Here is a 20,623-nt window from a genome sequence, read left to right on the forward strand (position 1 = left end):
TCAAAAAAATCAGGGCAGACGCTGCGACCATGCCAGCGAGAGCACCGCGGTCGCCGTGGCGAGGACTAAGGCTACGACGACGAAAGGAACAACGATCTCCTTGTGCACGGTCTCAGTGCCCAAGGAAGAGCCGATATCAGCGTAGACGTCTTTGAGCTCGCCGGTGGACTCGGCCTCGTAGAAACGGCCACCCGTGGTCATAGCGAGTTCCTTCAAGGTCTCCTTGTCGATGTTGGCGGGCACGTAGTGGCCCTCGATCTCGATGATCGACACTCCGGTGCCGAACGCAATCGTCGACACGGGCACCCCCGCAGCCCGCGCCTCGTCAGCGGCGGCGGCCACCGGGCGACCGCTGGTGTTCTCCCCATCGGAGAGCAGCACGATCGCTGCGGGCGGCGGATCATCGGTGGCCTTCTCGTCGAAGGAGCGGATGGCCTGCAGGGAGGCGAACACTCCTTCGCCGATCGCGGTGCCCGACGAGATCGTCAGGTTCGCGATGGAGTCGGCGACCGCCTGGTGGTCTTGGGTGGGGGATGCGACAACGGTAGCGACCGAGGAGAAGGCCACCAAACCTACGTTGAACCGCGGCGGCAAGGATTCGATGAAGCTTTGCGCGGACTCTTTGGCTGAGGTGAGCCGGTCCGGGGCGACGTCGGTAGCCGCCATCGACGGGGAGACGTCGATAGCGACGAGGATGGTAGCGCGCTCCCGAGGAACTTGGACGTCCATGGCTGGCCGGGCCAGCGCCAGGATCAAGACGATGATGGTGAGCAGAAACAGCGCGGCTGGGACGTGGCGCCGCCACGCCGACGCCTGCGGCACGACATGCTCGAGCAGGGCGAGGTTGGAGAAACGCAGCGCGTACTCGGTGCGCCTGCGCTGCATCAGCAGGTAGGCGACGAGGAGGACTGCCGCGGCCAGCAGCCACCACAGGTGGATGGGAGCCAGGAAGGTCACGGTGCGGTCCTTGTCGGAATGGCGGGTCGGGGCACGGTGTGCCGGGCCAGCCGGTGGGCGGTACGGCGCTGGGCGACGACGAACTGGGCGATGTCGCGGACCCAGTCGCGGTCGGTGCGCAGCCGCAGGTGGGCCGCGCCCGACGCGCGCAGCGCCGCGGCGATAGCAGAACGCTGTTCAGCGGCGGCGTGGGCGTAGCGCTGGCGCACCTTCTCCGTCAAATGGATGTGGCGAGTGCGGCCGGTCTCCGGATCGGTCATCGCGACCAATCCTATGGCGGGCAGGTCCAGTTCCAGGGGATCCACGACTTCTATGGCAATGGTTTGACAGTTGGCGCTCATCCGGCGCAGCGGGGTCTGCCAGTCGGGGACCCCGCCGGGCGGGGTGTCCAGGAAATCGGAGACGATCACCCGCAGCCCGTGGCGGCGGCGGGTGCGCGACAGGTCTGCGAGCGCGTCCGCCAAGCGGAGGGGAGGCTCCCCCGGACGGAGCGGAGGAGCCTGTTTGAGCTGGCCGAGCGCGCCCGCCACGATCTGGTCGACCGACATGCCGGGCCGGGCCTGCCACCGCGCGACCCGTCCCCCGCTCAGCAGGTGGACGCCGCACTGGTCGCCGACCCGCCGGGTGAGCAGGGTGATCGCGGCCAGGGCACCGATGGCGATGTCGCGTTTCCTGGCCTGCGCGGTGCCGAAGTCCATGCTGGCTGACAAGTCCAGCAAGGTCCACGTGTGCAGCTCCCGGTCGGCGACCAAGTCCCGGACGTGCGGGTGGGTGGTGCGTGCGGTGACCGCCCAGTCCATCCGCCGCACATCGTCCTGTCCGGGCTGGTAGAGCCGTGCGTCCCCCGGCTCGCTGCCGGGGCCCGCGTGCAGCCCGAGGTGTTCGCCGTGTAGCAGCCCGTGCAGCCGCCGGGTCACGGTGAGGGTGAGACGGCGCAGCGCTTCCCGCTGGCGTGCGTCAGGAGTCATGGCCGCGCCGGGGCGGACTCGGGGACGTCGTCCCAGATGACGCGGGGCGGGGGGACTGCGGCGAGGATCTGGTCGACCACGGAGGCGGCGGTGACCCCGTCGGCGAGCGCGTCAAAGGTGAGGACCAGCCGGTGGTCGACGATGTCGTGGACCAGCGCTTGGACGTCTTCGGGGAGGACGTAGGCGCGGCCGCGCAGCAGCGCAAGCACCCGCGAAGCGGCGACCAGGCCGAGGGTGGCCCGCGGGCTGGCGCCGACTTCGATGACATGCTGGAGCGGGGCCAGGCCGTAGGCGGCGGGCTCCCGGGTCGCCATGACGAGGCGCACCACGTAGTCGGCGACGAGCTGGTCCACTTGCACCTGTTGGGCCTGTTCGCGGAGCCGGAGCAGGTCGCTCAGGTTGAGGACCTGGGTGGGCCGCGGAGGGGTGGTGCTCATCCGGCGCAGGATCTCGAACTCTTCGTGGGCGCGCGGATGGTCCACCCGCACCCGCAACAGGAAGCGGTCGCGCTGCGCTTCCGGGAGCGGGTAGACCCCCTCTGATTCGATGGGGTTCTGGGTGGCGATGACGATGAACGGGTCCGGCACCGGATAGGTGGTGCCCGCCAGGGACACCTGTTTTTCCGACATGACTTCCAGGAGCGCCGACTGCACTTTGGCGGGGGCACGGTTGATCTCGTCGGCCAGCACGAAGTTCGCGAAGACCGGCCCTAGTTCGACGTCGAACGCTTCAGTGGACGGCCGGTAGATGCGGGTGCCGATGATGTCGGACGGCACCAGGTCGGGCGTGAACTGGATCCGGTTGAAGGTCCCGCCGACCACAGAGGCGAGGGTGGAGACGGCGAGGGTCTTGGCGACCCCCGGAACCCCTTCGAGCAGGCAGTGGCCCCCGGCGACGAGGCTGATGAGGGTGCGTTCCACCATGGCCTGCTGGCCGACGATAACGGTGGATACCTCCTGCAGCACCCTGCGCAGCAGGGTGGTGGCCTCGGTAGGCTCCTCAGCGGTCGACGACATCGGCAGTGGCCTCCCAGAGATGGGCTGGGTTCCGCGCGGGGCGCGGGTACGTTGGACTGCGGAAAGGTGTGCAACGGGGAGACTACCCGTTGCGACGGCAGTGGATGGGAGAGGACGGCGCGGAGGTGGCGCACGAGGCTCTGCGGGATGCTGATCCGCGTCAGGTGGGGGCTTACCGGATCCAGGAGCGTAGAGTACACCGCCCAGAAGGCGTGGTTTATGCGGCGCGCGGCGCCGCGGGGGAGCCGGTGAGCGTCGCGGTGCTGAGCTCGGGTGCCGCCAGTGACCCGGCCGTGCTGGACCGGTTCCGGGCCGCGGTGGTCGACGGCGCCGGGCTTGCGGAGCGTCCCCGGGTGCTGGCCTCCACCCTCTCCGGTCCGGTGGTGTGGGTGGCTGTGGCTGCTTCCCGGCCTGACGCCGCGAACGTGTTTCTGGACGCGGTGGCAGCACCTGAGCCGCGGCGGGGCAGCGGGCCCACGTACGTGCCTTACTGGGCGTCCGCTGCCGCGCCGGCAACGGCGCGCTGGCCGTGGCCGACGCGGCTTCGGGCGCTGCGCGGCGCGGGCGCGGACCCCGGTTCCAACCCTGGCCTGGTGGCCGGGGTGGTGGCGCTGATCGCGCTGCTTGCCGCGCTGCTGCTTGTGCTCTACTTCCTCATGGCCTCGATGAGCCGCGAAGTGTATGCGCCGCCTCCGGAGGCACCGCCGTCCCCGGCACCGGAGGTGAGCCCGTCACCTGTCCAGCCGTCGCCGCGCGGCTCGCCGTCCCCGGCGGTGAGTCCCTCTGTTGAGCCGTCGCCGCGCGACTCGTCGTCCCCGGGACCGTCGCCGTCCCCGGTGCCGTCAGTGTCACTCGAACCGGAAGAGGACCACCCCTTCCCGATCGGGCCCGCGCGCCCCGAAGACCTGTTGTAGCCGGGACGCAGAGCCGGCGGGCGTCCGGGCTACCAGCGGTGGTGGACTTGGGGGCGGATCAGCTCGTCGTAGACCGCGCGGACACGGGCGTGGACGGTTTCCGGGAGCGGGGCCAGAGAGGCCGCGGCAGCGTTGCTACGCGCTTGGTCAGCGTTGCGGGCCCCTGGGATGACCACGCTGACCCCCGGCTGGTCGAGGATCCACCGCAGGGCGAATTGGGCCATGGTCGCCCCTTCAGGGACCAGAGGACGGAGCCGTTCCACCGCGGCCAGGCCGGTGGCGTAGTCCACCCCGGAGAAGGTCTCTCCCACGTCGAACGCTTCACCATTGCGGTTGAAGGAGCGGTGGTCGTTCGCGGCGAAGGTGGTGTCCGCGGTGAACTTCCCGGACAGCAGGCCGCTGGCGAGCGGGACGCGGGCGATGATCCCGACCCCGGCTTCGCGGGCGGCGGGGAGCACTTCTTCCAGCGGTTTGAGGCGGAAGGCGTTGAGGATGATCTGGACGGTGGCCACATTGGGGCGCCGGATGGCGGCGAGCGCCTGCTCGCAGGTTTCCACGCTGACCCCGTAGGCGGCGATCCGCTGCTCTTCGACCATGGTGTCCAGTGCGTCGAAGACCGCGTCGTCGGCGTAGACCTCTGACGGCGGACAGTGCAGTTGGACGAGGTCGATGGTGTCCACTCCGAGGTTGGCGCGGGAGCGGTCGTTCCACGCGCGGAAGTTCTCCAGGTTGTAGACCTCGGGGGACTGGGGCACCCTCCGCCCCATTTTCGTGGCTACGGTCAGCCCGTCGTATTCCCGTAGCAGGCGGCCGACGAGGCGTTCGCTGCGGCCGTCCCCGTACACGTCGGCGGTGTCGAAGAAGGTGATCCCGGATTCCACTGCGGCGTGCAGCGCGCCCATGGCGTCGGTTTCGCTGACTTCCCCCCACGCGTCACCGATCTGCCAGGCACCGAACCCCACCACGCCGACATTCCTGCCGGTCCTACCGAGTCGTCGAGTCTCCATAGCTGGTGATCCTAGAGGGGACTTAACCGGTTTGGAAAAGATGCCGGCGGTGGCGGACTGGCGCCAACTAGTAGCCAAAGGTCACCAAATTTTCCTTGTTCGGCCGATTGCCCTGCACGTTCCTGACGTTCGGCACATGGAGTATGCGCAGAGAGTAGTGGTTGTCACTTTTTGTAATGGGGTTTTCATGGTGCGTCGCACGCTCTCTGCAGTCCCGCCGTCCCGACGCCGCTTCCTGGGCATCGGTGCTGCCTCTGCGGCCGCCGTAGCCCTGGGGACCGGTCTGTTTCCCGCCCCGTCCCACCGCTCCGCCTCCGCCAGCTCCTACCCTTTCACCCTTGGGGTCGCCTCCGGGGACCCGCACCCCGACGGGGTCGTCCTGTGGACCCGCCTGGCCCCCGACCCGCTCGCCCCCGACGGCCGGGGCGGCATGGGCGACGAGGAGGTTACGGTCCGCTACCAGGTTGCAACAGACGAGCGCTTCAGCCGCGTGGTCCACGAGGGAGAAGCCGTCGCCTCCCCCGAACTCGCCCACTCCGTCCACCCCGAGATCACCGGTTTGGAACCGGACCGCGAATACTTCTACCGGTTCCAAGCCCTGGGGGAGATCAGCCCGGTAGGGCGCACCCGCACCGCACCCGACCCCCGAACCGAGCCGGCTCTGCTCCGGTTCGCCTTCGTCTCCTGCCAGAAGTGGGACGACGGCTACTACACCGCCTACCGCCACCTGGCCGAAGAAGACCTGGACCTCGTCGTGCACTTGGGCGACTACCTCTACGAGTACCCGGTAAGCGGAGCCATCCGCCAGGTCGAGATCCCCGACTACCTGGCCACCGAGACGGAGACTCTCGAGCAGTACCGGGTGCGCTACGGCCTGTACAAGAGCGACCCCGACCTGCAGGCGGCGCACGCTCGCTTCCCGTGGATCGCCGTGCTCGACGACCACGAAGTTAAGAACAACTGGGCCGGGGCCCACACCGGTGAGGCCGAGCTGGCCCGCCGCGCGGCCGCATTTCAGGCGTACTACGAGAACCTGCCGCTGCGCCGCTCCGCCCTCCCCGTCGGGCCTGCCATGGGACTGCACCGCCGGATCTCGTGGGGCCAGTTGGCGGATTTCACGATCCTCGACACCCGCCAGTACCGCGACGCCCACGCCTGCCACGACGGAAAGTCCGCCACCTGCTCTGCACGGCTCAACCCCGGCCGCAGCCTGCTCGGCACGGAGCAGCGCGAGTGGCTGCTGCACGGGTTCGAGACCTCGCCCGCCCGCTGGCACGTGCTGGGCAACCAGGTGCCGATGACGCAGAGCGACCTCGATCCGGGGCCTGCGACCCGGGTGTGGTTGGACTCCTGGGACGGCTATGTCGCAGAGCGCGACCTGGTGCTGGCCGAGGCTGCGGCACGCGGGGTACGCAACCTGGTGGTGGTGACGGGAGACCGGCACCAGAACTACGCGGCCGAACTCAAAGCCGACTACGCCGACCCGGATTCTGCGACCGTGGGCACGGAATTCGTCGGCACCTCGATCAGTAGCAGCCAGGACGGGCAGGACCTGGGGGAACAAGGGCAGGCTCTGCTCGCGGCCAACCCGCACCTGCGGTTCGTCAACGAGCAGCGCGGCTATGCGCGGTGCTTCGTGACCCCCGAGCTGTGGCAGACCGACTTCCGCGTGGTGCCGTACGTGACCTCACCCGGGGCTCCCGTCTCCACCCGGGCGTCTTTTGTCGTCGAAGACGGGCATCCCGGGCTGCTCGAAGGGTGACCGCTGCGGCCTACCCCGCTCCTGAACCGATTCAGTAAAGTGGGCGCATGACGACAGACAGGGGTGTGCTGCGGTGGGGCGTGCTCGGCACCGGGTGGATCGCCACCGCTTTCCTTGAAGGGCTGCGCGCCGTCCACGGGGCCCGGGTCACCGCGGTCGGTTCGCGAAGCGCGGCCGCAGCCGAGCGCTTCGCCGACACCTGGGGCATCCCCAACCGGCACGTGGGCGTCACTGCGCTGGCTGAGGATCCTGACGTCGACGTCGTCTACATCGCCACACCCCACTCAGCCCACCATGCGGGCACACTGGCCTGCCTCGCCGCAGGCAAACACGTCCTGTGCGAAAAACCGCTGGCTATGAATGCCCGGCAGGTCACCGAAATGATCGGCGCGGCCCGCAGCCACGGGCGCTTCCTCATGGAAGCCATGTGGACCCGTTTCGCCCCGGCCAGCCGGAAGATCAGCGACCTCCTCGCCGCCGGGGCCATCGGTGAACTGCGGATGCTCATCGCCAACTTCGGCAACGCCGTCCCCTACGATCCGGCCAGCCGCCTGTGGAACCCCGAACTGGGCGGCGGGGCCCTCCTGGATTTGGGGGTTTATCCGATTGCGCTGGCCTCCCACTTCTTGGGAGACCTCACCGTTGTAGGGGTGAGCGGCCGCCTCGACCCCCAGGGGAAGGTGGACGCCCAGAGCACGGTGCTGGTGGAGAACCGCGACGGGGTGACCGGACTGCTCGCTTGCTCACTGGAGGCGCCGCTCCCCAACCGGGTCGCCCTCATCGGCACCCGCGGCCGGATCGAAGTGGAGCGCTGGTGGTGCCCCACCGACTTCGTCCTCTACCGGGACGGCAGCGAACCGGAAGCGTACGCCTTCCCGCACCGCGCCAACGGGTATGAGCATGAGGCTGAGGAAGTGGCTCGTTGCATCGCCGCAGGCGAGCAGGAGAGTCCGCTGATGCCGTGGGCGGAAAGTTTGCGGATCATGCGCATCATGGACGAGGTGCGCCAGCGTCTCGGTGTCGTCTACCCCTACGCCGACACCCCGTGACCTGGCCCGAGCGCGGACGGTCTCAACGGGACGGCACCACCGCCACCACCCGCAGCCTCCGGTAGTCCGCCCACCAGGAGCCGTCCTGGTAGAGGGCGGGACGCAGCCGCTGTTCCAGTGCGGTGAGAAACGCGTCGGTGTCGGTGACCCCGGCCAGCAGGGACGTGGCGAACATGCGCACCCACGAGCCCAGGCCGTCCGCACCGGTAAGCGGGGTGGGCCGGTCGAACAGCCATGCGGCGCGGACTTCGAATCCGGCGTTCTCCAGGACGCGCGCGTACTGGGCGACCGTGGGGAAGTACCAGGGTGAGGCGGCCTGCGGTAGGCCCCACTCGGCGCGCAGCTCGTGGATGGCGGTGGTGAGCGTAGCGATGTTGCCTGCGCCGCCGAGTTCGGCGACCAGGCGTCCGCCGGGGCGCAGCACGGCACGCAGGGAGGCGGCAGCCTGGTCGGCTTCGGGCACCCAGTGGAGGACGGCGTTGCTCAGTACCGCGTCGAACTCCTCCCGGAACGGCAGGGCGCGCAGGTCGGCCACGGTGACGGGGATGCCGGGGAAACGCGCGGCCGCCCGCGCCACCATCTCCGGGCTGATGTCTACGCCGAGGACATCCACCCCGGCGGCCGCGAGCTGGGCCACATGGTCTCCGGTGCCGCACCCGGCGTCCAGGACGCGTTCCCCGGGGGCCGCGTTGAGCAGGTCGAGGAGCGCGGTGCCATGCGCGGCGACAAACGAGTGGCGTGCATCGTACAGTTCGGCGTCCCAGACATGCGCGGTCATACCGCGAACCTACCCTTGCGTCTCGCTATGAGAAACAAATATCTCAATAATTGAGACGCTGGGGAGTTTTCATGCCTGATCAGGCTCCGGACAGTGCCGGATACCGTAGGCCGCGCGCGCAAAGACCTGCCGGAACAGCGGGAGCGGACGGGCCCTCCTCGCCCGAACAGCGCGCCGGCGCCGCTGCACGCCAGGAATCCCGGTGCCCAAGGCTGCCCTGTCCCGGAAACCGCGCACCCGGCACCACCGGGACTGCTGCGGCACACCCCGCCCTTCCTGTCCTCACGTGGATGCCGTACCGGGGAAGCCCTCGCCGAGCCGCATAGCCGACAGAAACGCACACCGCCTGGCCCTAGAGCGGCCGGGGCAGACCGGCCGCGGGGCCCAACCCAGGCAGCCAGGAACCTGCCCCGCCGTGGACCATCCCCGCCATGGCCAGGAAGAGACAGAGGACAGAAACGCCCAACCACGCGCGGTTATGCCGCGGAAGGCACCAGGATCCGCTCAAAGCAAATGCTCTCCGCGCAGTTCGCGTAGTGCCCAAACGGCTCAATCCGCTGATAGCCGCACCGCTCGTACAACCGCAGCGCCTCAGGCTGCCGAGTACCGGCCTCCAGACGCATCCGCTGTGCCCCTCTGCTGATCGCGGCCTCCTCCAAAGCCCGCAGGAGCACCTCGCCGATACGGCGTCCCCGCCACGCAGGGGTGACATACATGCGTTTGATCTCGTACGTCACCTCGTCCAATCGGCGCAGTCCGCCACAACCCACCGACACAGACGTTTCAGCGTCGCGGGCGATCAGGAACACGTCCACGTCCTCCGCGGACGGTTTGGGACACTGCTCCAGATCACCGCCGTACCGCTGGATGATCTCCGCTTCCTGCTCTTGGCGCAGCCGCACGCCTACAGGGTCGTCCCAGCTTGTGGCTTCTACGATCACTCCCACATTCAGCAGGCTACCCCGATCCCCAGTGCGCGCTTCGGAAACGCGGTGAAATGACCGTCACTGACCGTCGCAGCACCGGTGTGATCGGGACGATCCGGAACGATGGGGTAGTGCTTCCGCGCTCTCGAAAGAACGTCCGAAACACCCGGGAGCCCTCACTCAGGGCTCGAGGAGAGCACAGGCTTCAACTGCGTGGCGAAAAACTCGAAGAACCCGTCGGGATCCGGCCCGACGTTGCCGATATAGACCTCGTCGATCCCCGCCTCCACGTACTCCGACAACAAAGTGAGGTACTCGTCGGGGTCGGAGCCGCACGGCAGTTGGGCCGCAACCTGCTCGGCCGTGACCAGTTCAGCCAGGGCGGCAAAGTGCTGGGGGAGCGGAAGCAGCTGGCTGGCCTGCCCCGGCAGGAAGTCGTTCGGCCACCGCCGGCGGGCATGCTCCACGGCCTGCTTCCGGTCCGGCGCCCAGGAGACCTTGACCCCCGCCTGGATCGGTTTGGCCGCCCCGCCGTGCTCCCGGAACTCCTCGATCAGAGGCAGACTCACCCCCATGGTGATCAGCCCGTCCCCGATACGTCCGGCAAGCCGGGCAGCGTACGGGCCGAACGCGGAGACGAACACGGGAGGCGGCTGGTCGGGAAGGGTGTACAAGCGCGCCGTGTCGACCTGGTAGTGCCGGCCCCGGTGCGTGGTGAGACGGCCCTGCCACAGCCGCCGCATCAGCTCCACCGCCTCGGCCAGCATCTCCCGCCGTTCCGCGGCCGGAGGCCAGCGTTGGGCGACCACATGCTCGTTGAGCGCCTCGCCGGTGCCCACCCCCAGCGTGAAACCGCCGCGCAACTGGCAGGCAGCGGTCGCCGCAGCCTGCGCTGTGACGACCGGGTGGAGGCGCATGATGGGACAGGTGACCGCGGTGGTCACCGGCAAGTCGGTGGCTTCGCTGAGCGCTCCGATGACCGACCACACGAACGGGCTGTGCCCCTGCTCGTCCAGCCACGGATGGAAGTGGTCGGAAATCCACAGGGCCGAGAAGCCCGCTTCCTCTGCCAGCCGGGCCTGGCGGACCAGTTCCCGAGGCCCGTGCTCTTCACAGGCGAGAAAGTATCCGAAGCGAGTCACCCGAACTCCTCTCCCGGACAGCAGTCGTCTTCCGATGCCGCTAACCGGGCTTAAGACCGCTAATCCACCAGCCAGGCCCCCGGCTACCGAAACGAAGAACGCCGCTCGGGCAGCGGCTGTCCGAACCGCGCGCCTCCGCCCCAGACACGCCTGCCCCGAGACAGGGTGTAAAACCCGCGGTCTCGGCTAGAGGAACAGAACCGCATGGCGGGCCGTGCTCGTGGTCAAGGTCAGGCCATGGGGAAAACCGGGCGAGGAGTGACGTGTCTACAACGGGAGAGGCCCCCAGCAGCGGTGAAGTGAACATCGCCCACGTGGTGATGATTGCGGCAGCCGCGGCGATGGGCGGATTCCTGTTCGGGTACGACAGTGCCGTCATCAACGGTGCGGTGAGCGCGATCCAGGACACCTTTCGGGTCGGCTCCACTGTCATCGGGTTCACGGTGGCCGCTGCCCTGATCGGTTCCGCGGTGGGGGCGGCGATCGCGGGTGCCCTGGCCGACCGGATCGGTCGGATCCGGGTCATGCAGCTCGCGGCTGTGCTGTTCGCGGCCAGCGCGGTCGGATCCGCGCTCCCCTTCACCGTCTGGGACCTGGCCTGGTGGCGCGTGGTCGGCGGCGTGGCGATCGGTATCGCCTCGGTGATCGCCCCGACCTATATCGCCGAAGTGTCCCCGCCCGCGTTCCGCGGCCGCCTCGCCTCGCTGCAACAGCTCGCCATCGTCCTCGGGATCGCCACCTCCCAACTGGTCAACTACGGGCTGGCCGCCGCGGTGGGTGGCAGCGCCCTCCACCGGCTCGGCCCGCTGCAGGCCTGGCAGTGGATGCTCGGCATCGAAGTGCTGCCTGCCGCCACGTACTTTGTACTGACCCTGGTCATTCCCGAGTCGCCCCGCCACCTCGTCCGCATCGGCCGCGATGCCCGCGCACGCCGCGTCCTCGCTGAAGTCGAAGGCGGTGACGTGGACGGCCGTGTGGCGGAGATCCGCCGGGTGCTCGGCCGGGAACGCCGCCCCCGCCTGCGCGACCTGCGCGGCCGCTACGGGCTGCTGGCCATCGTGTGGGTGGGCATGGCCCTGTCCGCGTTCCAGCAGCTCGTCGGCATCAACGTGATCTTCTACTATTCGGCGGTGCTGTGGCAGTCGGTGGGTATCGCGGAAACCGACTCGCTGCTGCTGAGCCTGTTCACGTCCATCGTGAACATCGTCGGCACCCTGATCGCGATCGGCCTGGTAGACCGGGTGGGACGCAAACCCTTGCTGCTGGCCGGATCGGCGGGGATGACGGTGGCGCTGGCCTTCACCGCATTCGCGTTCAGCCACGCCCGAGGGGAAGGAGACGACGTGGTGCTGTCAACGGCGTGGGCCTTGACCGCCCTGGTCTCCGCCAGCACGTTCGTCCTGTTCTTCGCGCTCTCTTGGGGAGTGGTCACCTGGGTGCTGCTCGGCGAGATGTTCCCGCTGCGGATTCGCGCTGCAGCCATGGCCGTGGCCACCGCCACCCAGTGGATCACCAACTGGCTGGTGACCGTCACCTTCCCGTCGCTGCGTGACTGGAGCCTTCCCGGCACCTACCTGGTGTACACGGCGTTCGCGCTGCTGTCCTTCGGGTTCGTGCTCCGGTTCGTGCGGGAAACCAAAGGCCGGACACTGGAGTCGATGGACGAACTCGCCGGACAGTGACCACAGCAGGGAGGTCTGCCCCGGCCGAGGCAGCGGAATGCGGCGGCGCGAACACCGAAGGTCCACACCGCCGCGGGAACCGGTGAGTACGCGTCGGAAGCGGGCCGGTTCCCGGCCAGGAACTCTACCCTTCCGTGAGAGTAGCTATGACAGGGAGGCGCGGATAGGCCAGCACGCTGCGGAAACCCGGTTCCGGACCGGTTGCTCGCGTCTTCACGCCCGGGCACGGGGGACGGCTGCGCCGCGCCGGGCGCGCAGCCGGGCACCGAACTCTTCGGCCAAGGCCAGTTGCTCCCGCAGCGCAGCACAGCGGGCCGCGACAGCCGTTTCGAACCGGTCAAGCTGGTCGGTCAGCGCGGCGCGCTCCGCGTCGTCGAGCCCTGGGGAGTCGAGCCGGTCAAGAACACCCAACAAGTCGCGGGTCTGCTCCAAGCTGAACCCCAAGGGTTTCATCTGCTTGATCAGCAGCAGCCGTGCCACATCGGATTCGGTGTAGAGGCGGAAGCCCCCCTTGGAGCGCGCAGACGGCACGACAAGCCCGACCTCGCCGTAGTAGCGGATCGTCCGCAACGACAGTCCGGTACGTTCGGCTACTTCGCCGATCTGCATGCGGTCCCTGCCCACCGGGCCACCTCCTCACCACGATTTCCCCTAACGGTACAGACACCGGCGGGTCTCCAGGCCACAGCAGCACCGGGAGTCCGGGCCGCAGCACTAGTCCTGCCTGGTATGCGAAGACCTGCGCCTTCCCGCCGTCGCAGACCAGCGGATCAGCCCGGGGAAGGCGCGCAGCCCTTGTCCCCAGCCTGCTGCCGCCAGCCTGCGCCATGATCGGCGCGGCGCTGACAGGCGTACCCTGAAACGCGGTGCGGCAGGGAAGGGAGGATCGGCATGCGGGTGCTGCTCGTGGACAACCACGACTCCTACACCTACAACCTCGTCCATCTGCTTGCGCGCACCCTAGGCGAGGAACCGCTGGTCGTCACCAACGACGATCCGCGCTGGAAGTGCTTGGACCCCGCTGACTTCGACGCCGCCGTGATCTCTCCCGGCCCTGGCCGACCCCAGCGGGCCAGCGACGTGGGGCACACGCGGCGCGTGTTGGACGAACCGCACCTGCCGATCCTCGGCGTGTGCCTGGGCCACCAAGCCATCGCCCACCACGCCGGTGCCGCGGTGGTCTCGGCCCCCCGGCCCCGCCACGGGCATCTCAGCCGGGTACGCCACGACAATTCCGCTCTTTTCGCGGGAATTCCCCAGGACTTCACCGCCGTGCGCTACCACTCGCTGTGCGTGGCCTCGCCGCTGCCGGAGGATGTGGAAGCTACCGCCTGGGCCGAGGACGGGGTGGTCATGGCGTTGCGCCACCGCGTCCTGCCACGCTGGGGCGTCCAGTTCCACCCCGAATCCGTGGCCAGCGACCACGGCCCCACTCTGGTCGCCAACTTCGTTCGCCTGGCCCGGGCCCACCGCCGGGTGGTTGCTGGACGTCCCGGAGCTACCGCGCAGCAGAGCGGAAGCCCGCGGCCCGCACTCCACACGACCCCGGTGCGACCAGGACAGCAGGGGGTACCGCCCACCGGGGCAGCGCCGCGGGCTCTCCACGAGGTGCGGAAAACCCTGCGGTTCCGGGTCATGCCGCGTGCCGTGGACACCGAAGCAGCGTTCCTCACCTGCTATGCCGGACGCGACTACGCCTTCTGGCTGGACAGCAGCCTGACCGGCGGGACCGCACGGTTCTCGTTTCTCGGCGGTCTCGACAGCCCTCAGAGCGAAGTGCTCACCTACCGGGTAGGCGACGGCACGGTAGCCGTGCGCTCTGCCGACGGCACGACGCACACCGAGCCCGGCACGATCTTCGACGCGCTCGCGACCCGCACCGCTTCCGCCCCCTACGGCCATCCCGACCTGCCTTTCGACTTCTTGGGCGGCTATGTCGGCTACTTCGGCTACGAACTCAAAGCCGACTGCGGCGGCACGGCCGTGCACCGCGCCGCCACCCCTGACGCGGTATGGCTGCGCTGCGACCGCTTCATCGCGGTCGACCACGCAGCGGACCGCACCTACCTGGTCGCCGTGGACGGCGACGAAGCCTGGCTGGACGCCATGGCGCGCTCACTCAGCGGACTGCGATCCCCGTCAGCCTTGCAGCAGACCGGCAGGGGAGTGGATCCGACCCCGTTCCTGGAGCGTTCCCCGGACGACTACGTGGCCGACGTCAAACGGTGCCTGGAGGAGCTGGCCGCGGGGGAGAGCTACGAAATCTGCCTGACTACCCGGGCACGATTGCCAGCACCCGGTGACGGCACAGCCTTCTACTTGAGGCTGCGCCGCGCTAACCCGGCCCCGTACGCGGCCCTGCTCCACGCGGGGGAGACCGCCGTGTATAGCGCCTCCCCGGAGCGTTTTCTGCGGGTCACCCCGGACGGCTGGGTGGAGAGCCGCCCGATCAAGGGGACCGCACCGCGCCACGACGACCCGGTCCGCGATGCGCGCGCCCGGGACGCCTTGCGCGGCGACCCGAAAACCCGGGCGGAGAACCTGATGATCGTGGACTTGCTCCGCAACGACCTGGGACGGGTCTGCGAGATCGGAAGCGTGGAGGTGCCCGCGTTCTTGTACACCGAGTCCTACGCCACGGTGCACCAGTTGATCTCCACGATCCGCGGACGGCTGCGCGCAGACCGGTCCGCGGTGGACGCGGTGGCGGCGTGCTTTCCGCCCGGGTCGATGACGGGGGCGCCTAAGAAACGCACCATGGAGATCGTGGACCGGCTGGAGACGAGCGCGCGAGGGGTGTATTCGGGAGCGTTGGGCTACCTGTCCTTCTCAGGGACCGCCGATCTGAGCGTGGTGATCCGCACCGCTGTCTGCCATGACGGGCAGGTGACCGTGGGAGCAGGCGGGGCTGTCGTACTCGAGTCGGTGCCGGAGCGCGAGTACGCCGAGATGCTGCTCAAAGCGGCGGTGCCGCTGCGTGCCCTCGAAGCGTGAAGAGCCCGCCCCGCCAGTGGCGGAGCGGGCTCGGGCCGGTGACGGAGGGGAGGGACTCGTCGTCACCGAGTTGAGGGAGGGAGAACCGTTAGGCCACGGAGCAGAGGCTGCCGTTGAGCTTGAAGTTCTCCGGCACTCCCGGCTCCCGCGTGGAGTTGGCGTTGAAGCCGAACTCCACCGAGCCGTGGTGCGGAATGGTGCTGTTCCACGAGACGTTGGTGACCGTCACGGTGGTTCCGGACTGCTGGGCAGTGGCGTTCCACGCCTGGTTGATGGTCTCACCGTTGGTGAAGTCCCACGTCAGTTCCCAGCCGTCGATGGACTCGTGGCTGCCGTTGTAGATCCGCACCTGGGCGGTGAATCCGCCGTACCAGGTGTTGGGTGTGCTGTACTCGATCTCGCAGGCGAGCGCGGGAGCGTCACCCGAGTTGAAGGTCAGCGTCGCCGACGGGCTCGAGGTGTTGCCCGCCGCGTCGCGCGCCACGACGTAGATCGAGTAGTCGGTGTTCGGCGTCAGCCCGGTGAGGGTGACGCTGGTGGTGCGAGTCGTGGCCAGCAGCTCGTCGTTGGCCGCGTTGTACACCCGGTACTCGGCGACACCGACGTTGTCGGTTGCAGCAGGCCAGCTGATCTGGGCGGAGGTGCCGTTCAGGGAACCAGCCACCGGGGTGCCGGGAGCAGTGGGCGCCTCAGTGTCCGGCTGAGGACCGCCCGAACCGCCGTCGTCGCCGCCGCCGACGAACACCACGTCGGTGCAGTCGTAGAAGGCCTCCGGGCTGTCGGAGCGCTGCCAGATCGAGTAGATGATGTGGCGGCCCGACTTGTTAGGCAGCGTGGCGTCCCAGTAGTACTCCGGTCCCTCGGGGCCACCAGGACGGATCGGCGGGTCGGTGACCGTGTGGAAGGGAACAGGCTCCAGGTCGTCCCAACCCAGCGGGGAGTTGGGGTCCCAGCCATCCTTGGTGACGTACAGGTACCAGGTGCCGGGGTGCGGTGCCCAGGCGTTGTACTGGAAGGTGATGGTGCTTCCGGCCACCAGCGTGGTGGTGGGCCAGTGCTCGCTGACCAGGTTCAGGCCGCTGAACTGCGGGTTGGGGCCGCAGAGCTGGCCGTCCGGGATGATCTCGCGGTGCCGGCCACCAGCGTCGCTGATGAGGTTGCCGAACCAGTTGTAGAACGGGTAGTTGCCGTTCTCCGCAAGCAGGTTCTGGCAAGCGGGGTTGGTGGGCGCGATGTTGCCGCCCTGGCCCCCCTCGATGCCGTTGACGTAGCAGATGTAGCTACGCGTCGGGGGGTAGGTCATCGCGCCGTGCGCGTAAGCATCCTCGGCCGGTGTGACGGCGGCGAGGGTTGCAGTCAAGCCAGCGAGTGCGCCAAAAGCAGCGAGCCGGCTTCTCATTCTCACCGTGGAACTCCTTGAGAGACGTTACGGCTAGGACCGCCGCGACCTGTGGGGGCTGGCCGCGGCGGCCGGCCCGGAACGTCCGAGGGACGATCCGGAATGGTCTCCCCCGCCTGGAACGCCCCCGGGATGGGGATGGATGCGGAAAGGAGTTGGGAGCGCTCCCAGCTAGGGGTTGTACCAGAATCGTGATACGTATCACGGGCTATGTCAACAGATTGTGTCCTATAAATGACGTAACGAAAGGAAATCTGCCTGTTTTGGCGGACCGAAACCGCAGATCATGTCCCCGTCGCGGGCGGACCGCGAGAAGAAAAACTCCCCGAACCGGCTCAGCGAGTGAAGGGCGTCCCCTCTTCGCGGCCGCCCTTGCCCGGAGGCCCCGACTTTTTGCGGGGAACGCGATAGCGTGGCTCTATGGCGCCTGTTGCGAACCGGCCGTCAACGTCGGTCGAGGACTACGTCAAGGTCATCTACGACCTTCAGGAACGCGGAAGTGGCCCAGTCACCATTTCCCGGGTCGCCGAGCGGCTCGCCGTGTCCAACTCCTCGGTCTCCGGCATGCTGCGCAAACTCGGTGAACTGGGGCTGGTCGACCACCAGCGCTACGGCGACGTGCGACTGACCCCCACGGGAGACAAGGTCGCCTTGGCCGTACTGCGCCGTCACCGACTGATCGAGCTCTACCTCGTGGAGGAACTCGGGTACTCCTGGGACGAGGTCCACGACGAGGCGGAGGTCCTCGAACACGTCGTCTCGGACCGTTTTGTGGAACGTATCGCCGAACGCCTGGGCCATCCCACGGTCGACCCGCACGGCGACCCCATTCCGACCAGCGACGGCCGCGTTCCGACACAGGAGACCCGCCTGCTGGCCCACGTGGACCCGGGAAGCGGGGGGACGATCGTCCGTGTCAACGACTCCGACCCGGCGCTGCTGCGCTACCTGGCCAGCCAGCACATCGGCATCGGCATGCGGATCGAGCTTGTGGAACGTCAACCTTTCGGCGGCCCTCTCGTCGTGCGTTTGCACACCGACGAAGGGGTTGAAGAGCGGTCCATCGGCACGGGGGTCGCCGAAGCGCTCTGGATCGCGACAGACCACTAACGCTGCGTAGTCGAATCCCGCACATCTCACCGGCCCGGACATGGTTGGCGGGCCGGCATAGTGGTAAAAGTTAGGCGTGGCGAAATTTAAAGATTGTCGTACCTTAAAAACCGGTGTGCTCGGTATTGTCCTCGCAGCACTTGCTGCGTGCGGCACCTCACCAGCCACACAGCTCGACGACGACCGGCCTGTCGTGCTCACCACCTTCACCGTCCTCGCTGACATGGCGCGCAACGTCGCCGGGGAGCACGCCCGCGTGGAATCCATCACCCGGGTCGGTGCGGAGATCCACGAATATGAGCCCACCCCCAGCGACCTGGTCCGTGCCCAGGCCGCTGACCTCCTCCTCGCCAACGGCATGAACCTGGAACTGTGGTTTGAGCAGTTCACCGACCCGCTCGACGTCCCCACCCGCGTGGTCACCGAGGGAGTCGAGACCATCCCTGTCGCCTCCGGGGACTATGCGGGCCACCCCAACCCGCACGCGTGGATGTCCCCGGACGAAGCCCTCGTCTACGTCGACAACATCCGGGATGCGCTCAGCGAACTCGACCCGGACCATGCCGCCGACTATGCGGCCAACGCCGAGGCCTACCAGGCTGAGATCACCGAGATCGGCGAGTTCCTCCGTGCTGAACTCGCCACAGTGCCCGAAGAACAGCGGGTCCTGGTCACCTGCGAGGGCGCATTCTCCTACCTGGCACGCGACACAGGGCTAACCGAGAAGTACCTGTGGCCGATGAACGCTGAAGGGGAAGGCACCCCCCAGCAGATCGCCTCCGTGGTGGAGTTCGTCCGTGAGCACAACGTCCCCGCGGTCTTCTGTGAAAGTACCGTCAACGACAGCGCCCAGCGCCAGGTCGCCCGCGAGACCGGTGCCGTCCTCGGGGAACCCTTGTACGTGGATTCGCTCTCCGACGCAAACGGCCCAGTCCCCACCTACCTGGACCTGCTGCGCCACGACGCGGAAGCCATCGTCGCCGGACTCACCGGACAGGGAGGCCGCTCGTGACCACCCCGCCCGCACTCGAAGTCCGCGAGGTCACCGTCCGCTACGGCGACGTCCTGGCACTCGACAACGTCACCGTGGAGATTGGACGCGGCGTCGTGTGCGGCCTGCTCGGCGCCAACGGCTCCGGCAAGTCCACCCTGCTGAAAACCATCGCGGAACTCGTCACCCCGCAGAGCGGACACGTGCGGATCCACGGCCTACCGCCCGCCCAGGCCCGCAAAAACGGCCTGCTGGGCTACGTCCCCCAGTCCGAACAGGTGGACTGGGCCTTCCCGGTGCGGGTGATCGACGTGGTGATGATGGGACGCTACGGTCACATGGGCCTTACCCGCCGACCCCGCAAGTCCGACCGTGACGCGGTAGCCGAAGCCCTCGAACGCACCGGACTCACCGACCTGGCCCACCGGCAGATCGGAGCCCTCTCCGGCGGCCAGCGGAAACGCGCGTTCATCGCCCGCGGCATCGCCCAAGGCGCCACCGTGTTCCTGCTGGACGAGCCGTTCGCGGGCGTAGACAAGCCCTCAGAACGCACCATCGTTCGCGTGCTGCGGGAGATGCGCGACGAAGGAGCCACCCTGCTGGTCTCCACCCACGACCTGGCCGGAGTGGGGGAGCTGTGCGACGAAGCCATCCTGCTGCACCGGCGCGTCCTGGCCCACGGCAGCCCGGACCGCGTCCTCGTACCCGAGCTGATGCTCCGCGCTTTCGGACTAGAGGAGCCCGCATGACCCTCATCGACTGGCTGACCGTCCCCTTCACGTTCGAGTTCATGCAGCGGGCACTCCTGGCTAGCGTGCTCGCGGGCGCAGTGTGCGCGGTGCTGTCCTGCTGGGTGACCTTGATCGGCTGGTCGCTGATGGGGGACGCCATCTCGCATGCGGTCCTGCCCGGCGTAGTGCTGTCCTACCTGCTCGGGCTGCCGTTCGCGGTGGGAGCACTGGTCTTCGGCGTAGGCTCGGTGGCGCTGATCGGCACAGTCAACCGCACGTCCCGCGTCAAAGAGGACGCCGCGATCGGCATCGTGTTCACCGCGATGTTCGCGCTCGGCGTGGTCATCATCTCCCGCATCTCCAGCGACACCGACCTGCGACACATCCTCTTCGGTAACCCGCTCGGCGTCAGCGACGTCGAGATCCTGCAGATCGTGGTGATGACCGTCGTCACGCTGGCCGTGGTGGCGTTCACCCACCGCGACTTGACCTTGTACGCTTTCGACCCGGCCCACGCGCACGTGATCGGGCTGCGGCCGCGCCGCCTGGAAGCACTGCTGCTCGGGCTGCTGGCGGTGACCGTGGTCATCGCACTCCAGGTGCTCGGCATCATCATGGTCGTCGCCATGCTGATCATCCCGGGCGCGACCGCCTACCTGCTCACGGACCGCTTCGAACGGATGATGCTCATCGCGGTGGCCACGTCAGTGGCTGCCTCGGTGGTGGGGGTCTACGCCAGTTTCCTGCTGGATGTGGCGCCCGGCGGCATGATCGTCCTCGTGCAGGCGCTGCTCTTCGCTGCCGCCTATCTGCTGGCACCCCGCTACGGCTTGCTCGCCCGCCGGGCAGGGGCACGGAGAGCAGCCGTCCTGGACACCGCCGAGGCGGCCCAGGGGACCGCTTCCGCAGAGCGGGTCCAGGGATAGCTTGGGCATGCGGCCCGGAGGAGAACGACCGCGTGCCCAAGGATGCCCACGGATTCCTTCGCTGCGCCCGGGTGGAGAAGAGAGCAGGCCGCGCAGGCATCGGGGAGGCCCGTCCTGGACCGTCTGGTCCTCGAGGGAGAGGTGCTCCGCATCGTCCGTCGCAGGGACCACCCCAGCAGGGATCAAGGACACCGCTGACAGCGGCGGTCAGTCCGAGCGCGAGCTTCTCTGCCCTGGCAAGGCCACGCTCAACGAGGAGCAGCAGCGCCGT

The 20,623-nt window shown here is 68.3% G+C and carries 18 protein-coding genes; 9 read left to right on the top strand and 9 right to left on the bottom strand.

The features are described 5' to 3' along the window. Nucleotides 1–9: 9 nt before the first annotated feature. From CW348_RS04840 to CW348_RS04850, 3 genes are read right to left on the bottom strand one after another with little or no spacing between them, the layout of a single operon-like run. Nucleotides 10–957 (bottom strand): VWA domain-containing protein, encoded by a 948-nt coding sequence (locus CW348_RS04840; RefSeq protein ID WP_011292104.1) that lies wholly within the window; start codon nucleotides 955–957, stop codon nucleotides 10–12. Then, a complete protein-coding gene (locus CW348_RS04845; protein ID WP_011292103.1) occupies nucleotides 954–1,925 on the bottom strand; it encodes a DUF58 domain-containing protein in 972 nt (323 codons plus the stop codon). The genes CW348_RS04840 and CW348_RS04845 overlap by 4 nt, the downstream gene beginning before the upstream one ends. Further along, on the bottom strand, nucleotides 1,922–2,941 hold the full coding sequence (locus tag CW348_RS04850; RefSeq protein WP_011292102.1) for a MoxR family ATPase: 1,020 nt from the start codon (nucleotides 2,939–2,941) through the stop codon (nucleotides 1,922–1,924). The genes CW348_RS04845 and CW348_RS04850 overlap by 4 nt, the downstream gene beginning before the upstream one ends. Nucleotides 2,942–3,030: 89 nt before the next feature. Here CW348_RS04850 and CW348_RS04855 point away from each other — a divergent pair, with 89 nt between their 5' ends. Further along, nucleotides 3,031–3,855, top strand: a complete 825-nt coding sequence (locus CW348_RS04855; RefSeq protein ID WP_011292101.1) for a hypothetical protein — start codon at nucleotides 3,031–3,033, stop codon at nucleotides 3,853–3,855. A 29-nt stretch (nucleotides 3,856–3,884) separates the two neighbouring features. Here the strand turns inward: CW348_RS04855 and CW348_RS04860 are convergent, their stop codons facing one another. Continuing rightward, nucleotides 3,885–4,862, bottom strand: a complete 978-nt coding sequence (locus tag CW348_RS04860) for an aldo/keto reductase (protein WP_016188767.1) — start codon at nucleotides 4,860–4,862, stop codon at nucleotides 3,885–3,887. A gap of 187 nt (nucleotides 4,863–5,049) precedes the next feature. On the opposite strand from CW348_RS04860, the gene CW348_RS04865 reads away from it, so the two are divergent. Then, nucleotides 5,050–6,624: an alkaline phosphatase gene (locus CW348_RS04865; protein WP_011292099.1), complete on the top strand. Its 1,575-nt coding sequence runs from the start codon at nucleotides 5,050–5,052 to the stop codon at nucleotides 6,622–6,624. Between the two features lie 47 nt (nucleotides 6,625–6,671). Then, nucleotides 6,672–7,673, top strand: coding sequence for a Gfo/Idh/MocA family protein (locus CW348_RS04870; protein ID WP_011292098.1), 1,002 nt, complete (start codon nucleotides 6,672–6,674; stop codon nucleotides 7,671–7,673). Between the two features lie 22 nt (nucleotides 7,674–7,695). Here the strand turns inward: CW348_RS04870 and CW348_RS04875 are convergent, their stop codons facing one another. The 3 genes from CW348_RS04875 to CW348_RS04885 form a co-directional block, all read right to left on the bottom strand. Continuing rightward, complete coding sequence (locus CW348_RS04875) at nucleotides 7,696–8,451, bottom strand: class I SAM-dependent methyltransferase (RefSeq protein ID WP_011292097.1); 756 nt, start codon at nucleotides 8,449–8,451, stop codon at nucleotides 7,696–7,698. Nucleotides 8,452–8,927: 476 nt separating this feature from the next. Further along, nucleotides 8,928–9,398, bottom strand: a complete 471-nt coding sequence (locus CW348_RS04880) for a GNAT family N-acetyltransferase (RefSeq protein ID WP_011292096.1) — start codon at nucleotides 9,396–9,398, stop codon at nucleotides 8,928–8,930. 155 nt (nucleotides 9,399–9,553) lie between these two features. Then, nucleotides 9,554–10,519 (bottom strand): LLM class F420-dependent oxidoreductase, encoded by a 966-nt coding sequence (locus CW348_RS04885; RefSeq protein WP_011292095.1) that lies wholly within the window; start codon nucleotides 10,517–10,519, stop codon nucleotides 9,554–9,556. Between the two features lie 263 nt (nucleotides 10,520–10,782). On the opposite strand from CW348_RS04885, the gene CW348_RS04890 reads away from it, so the two are divergent. Further along, complete coding sequence (locus tag CW348_RS04890) at nucleotides 10,783–12,201, top strand: sugar porter family MFS transporter (RefSeq protein WP_011292094.1); 1,419 nt, start codon at nucleotides 10,783–10,785, stop codon at nucleotides 12,199–12,201. A 213-nt stretch (nucleotides 12,202–12,414) separates the two neighbouring features. Here CW348_RS04890 and CW348_RS04895 read toward each other — a convergent pair whose 3' ends face one another. Beyond that, nucleotides 12,415–12,810, bottom strand: a complete 396-nt coding sequence (locus CW348_RS04895; RefSeq protein ID WP_016188762.1) for a MerR family transcriptional regulator — start codon at nucleotides 12,808–12,810, stop codon at nucleotides 12,415–12,417. A 282-nt stretch (nucleotides 12,811–13,092) separates the two neighbouring features. Between CW348_RS04895 and pabB the strand changes: the two genes are divergently transcribed. After that, on the top strand, nucleotides 13,093–15,195 hold the full coding sequence (gene pabB, locus CW348_RS04900; protein ID WP_061783671.1) for an aminodeoxychorismate synthase component I: 2,103 nt from the start codon (nucleotides 13,093–13,095) through the stop codon (nucleotides 15,193–15,195). An 88-nt stretch (nucleotides 15,196–15,283) separates the two neighbouring features. Here the strand turns inward: pabB and CW348_RS04905 are convergent, their stop codons facing one another. Then, nucleotides 15,284–16,594: a lytic polysaccharide monooxygenase gene (locus tag CW348_RS04905; protein ID WP_258076862.1), complete on the bottom strand. Its 1,311-nt coding sequence runs from the start codon at nucleotides 16,592–16,594 to the stop codon at nucleotides 15,284–15,286. A gap of 420 nt (nucleotides 16,595–17,014) precedes the next feature. On the opposite strand from CW348_RS04905, the gene CW348_RS04910 reads away from it, so the two are divergent. The 4 genes from CW348_RS04910 (at nucleotide 17,015) to CW348_RS04925 (ending at nucleotide 20,352) form a co-directional block, all read left to right on the top strand. Next, on the top strand, nucleotides 17,015–17,704 hold the full coding sequence (locus tag CW348_RS04910; RefSeq protein ID WP_011292090.1) for a metal-dependent transcriptional regulator: 690 nt from the start codon (nucleotides 17,015–17,017) through the stop codon (nucleotides 17,702–17,704). A gap of 115 nt (nucleotides 17,705–17,819) precedes the next feature. Continuing rightward, nucleotides 17,820–18,716, top strand: a complete 897-nt coding sequence (locus tag CW348_RS04915) for a metal ABC transporter substrate-binding protein (protein ID WP_016188759.1) — start codon at nucleotides 17,820–17,822, stop codon at nucleotides 18,714–18,716. After that, nucleotides 18,713–19,444 carry a metal ABC transporter ATP-binding protein gene (locus CW348_RS04920; RefSeq protein WP_011292088.1) on the top strand — a complete coding sequence of 244 codons (732 nt, stop codon included), beginning with the start codon at nucleotides 18,713–18,715 and terminating at the stop codon, nucleotides 19,442–19,444. Before CW348_RS04915 ends, CW348_RS04920 begins: the two co-directional genes overlap by 4 nt. After that, nucleotides 19,441–20,352 (top strand): metal ABC transporter permease, encoded by a 912-nt coding sequence (locus CW348_RS04925; protein ID WP_011292087.1) that lies wholly within the window; start codon nucleotides 19,441–19,443, stop codon nucleotides 20,350–20,352. Before CW348_RS04920 ends, CW348_RS04925 begins: the two co-directional genes overlap by 4 nt. Nucleotides 20,353–20,623 lie beyond the last annotated feature (271 nt).

It is taken from the genome of Thermobifida sp., from assembly GCF_017577275.1.
Lineage (GTDB): Bacteria > Actinomycetota > Actinomycetes > Streptosporangiales > Streptosporangiaceae > Thermobifida > Thermobifida fusca.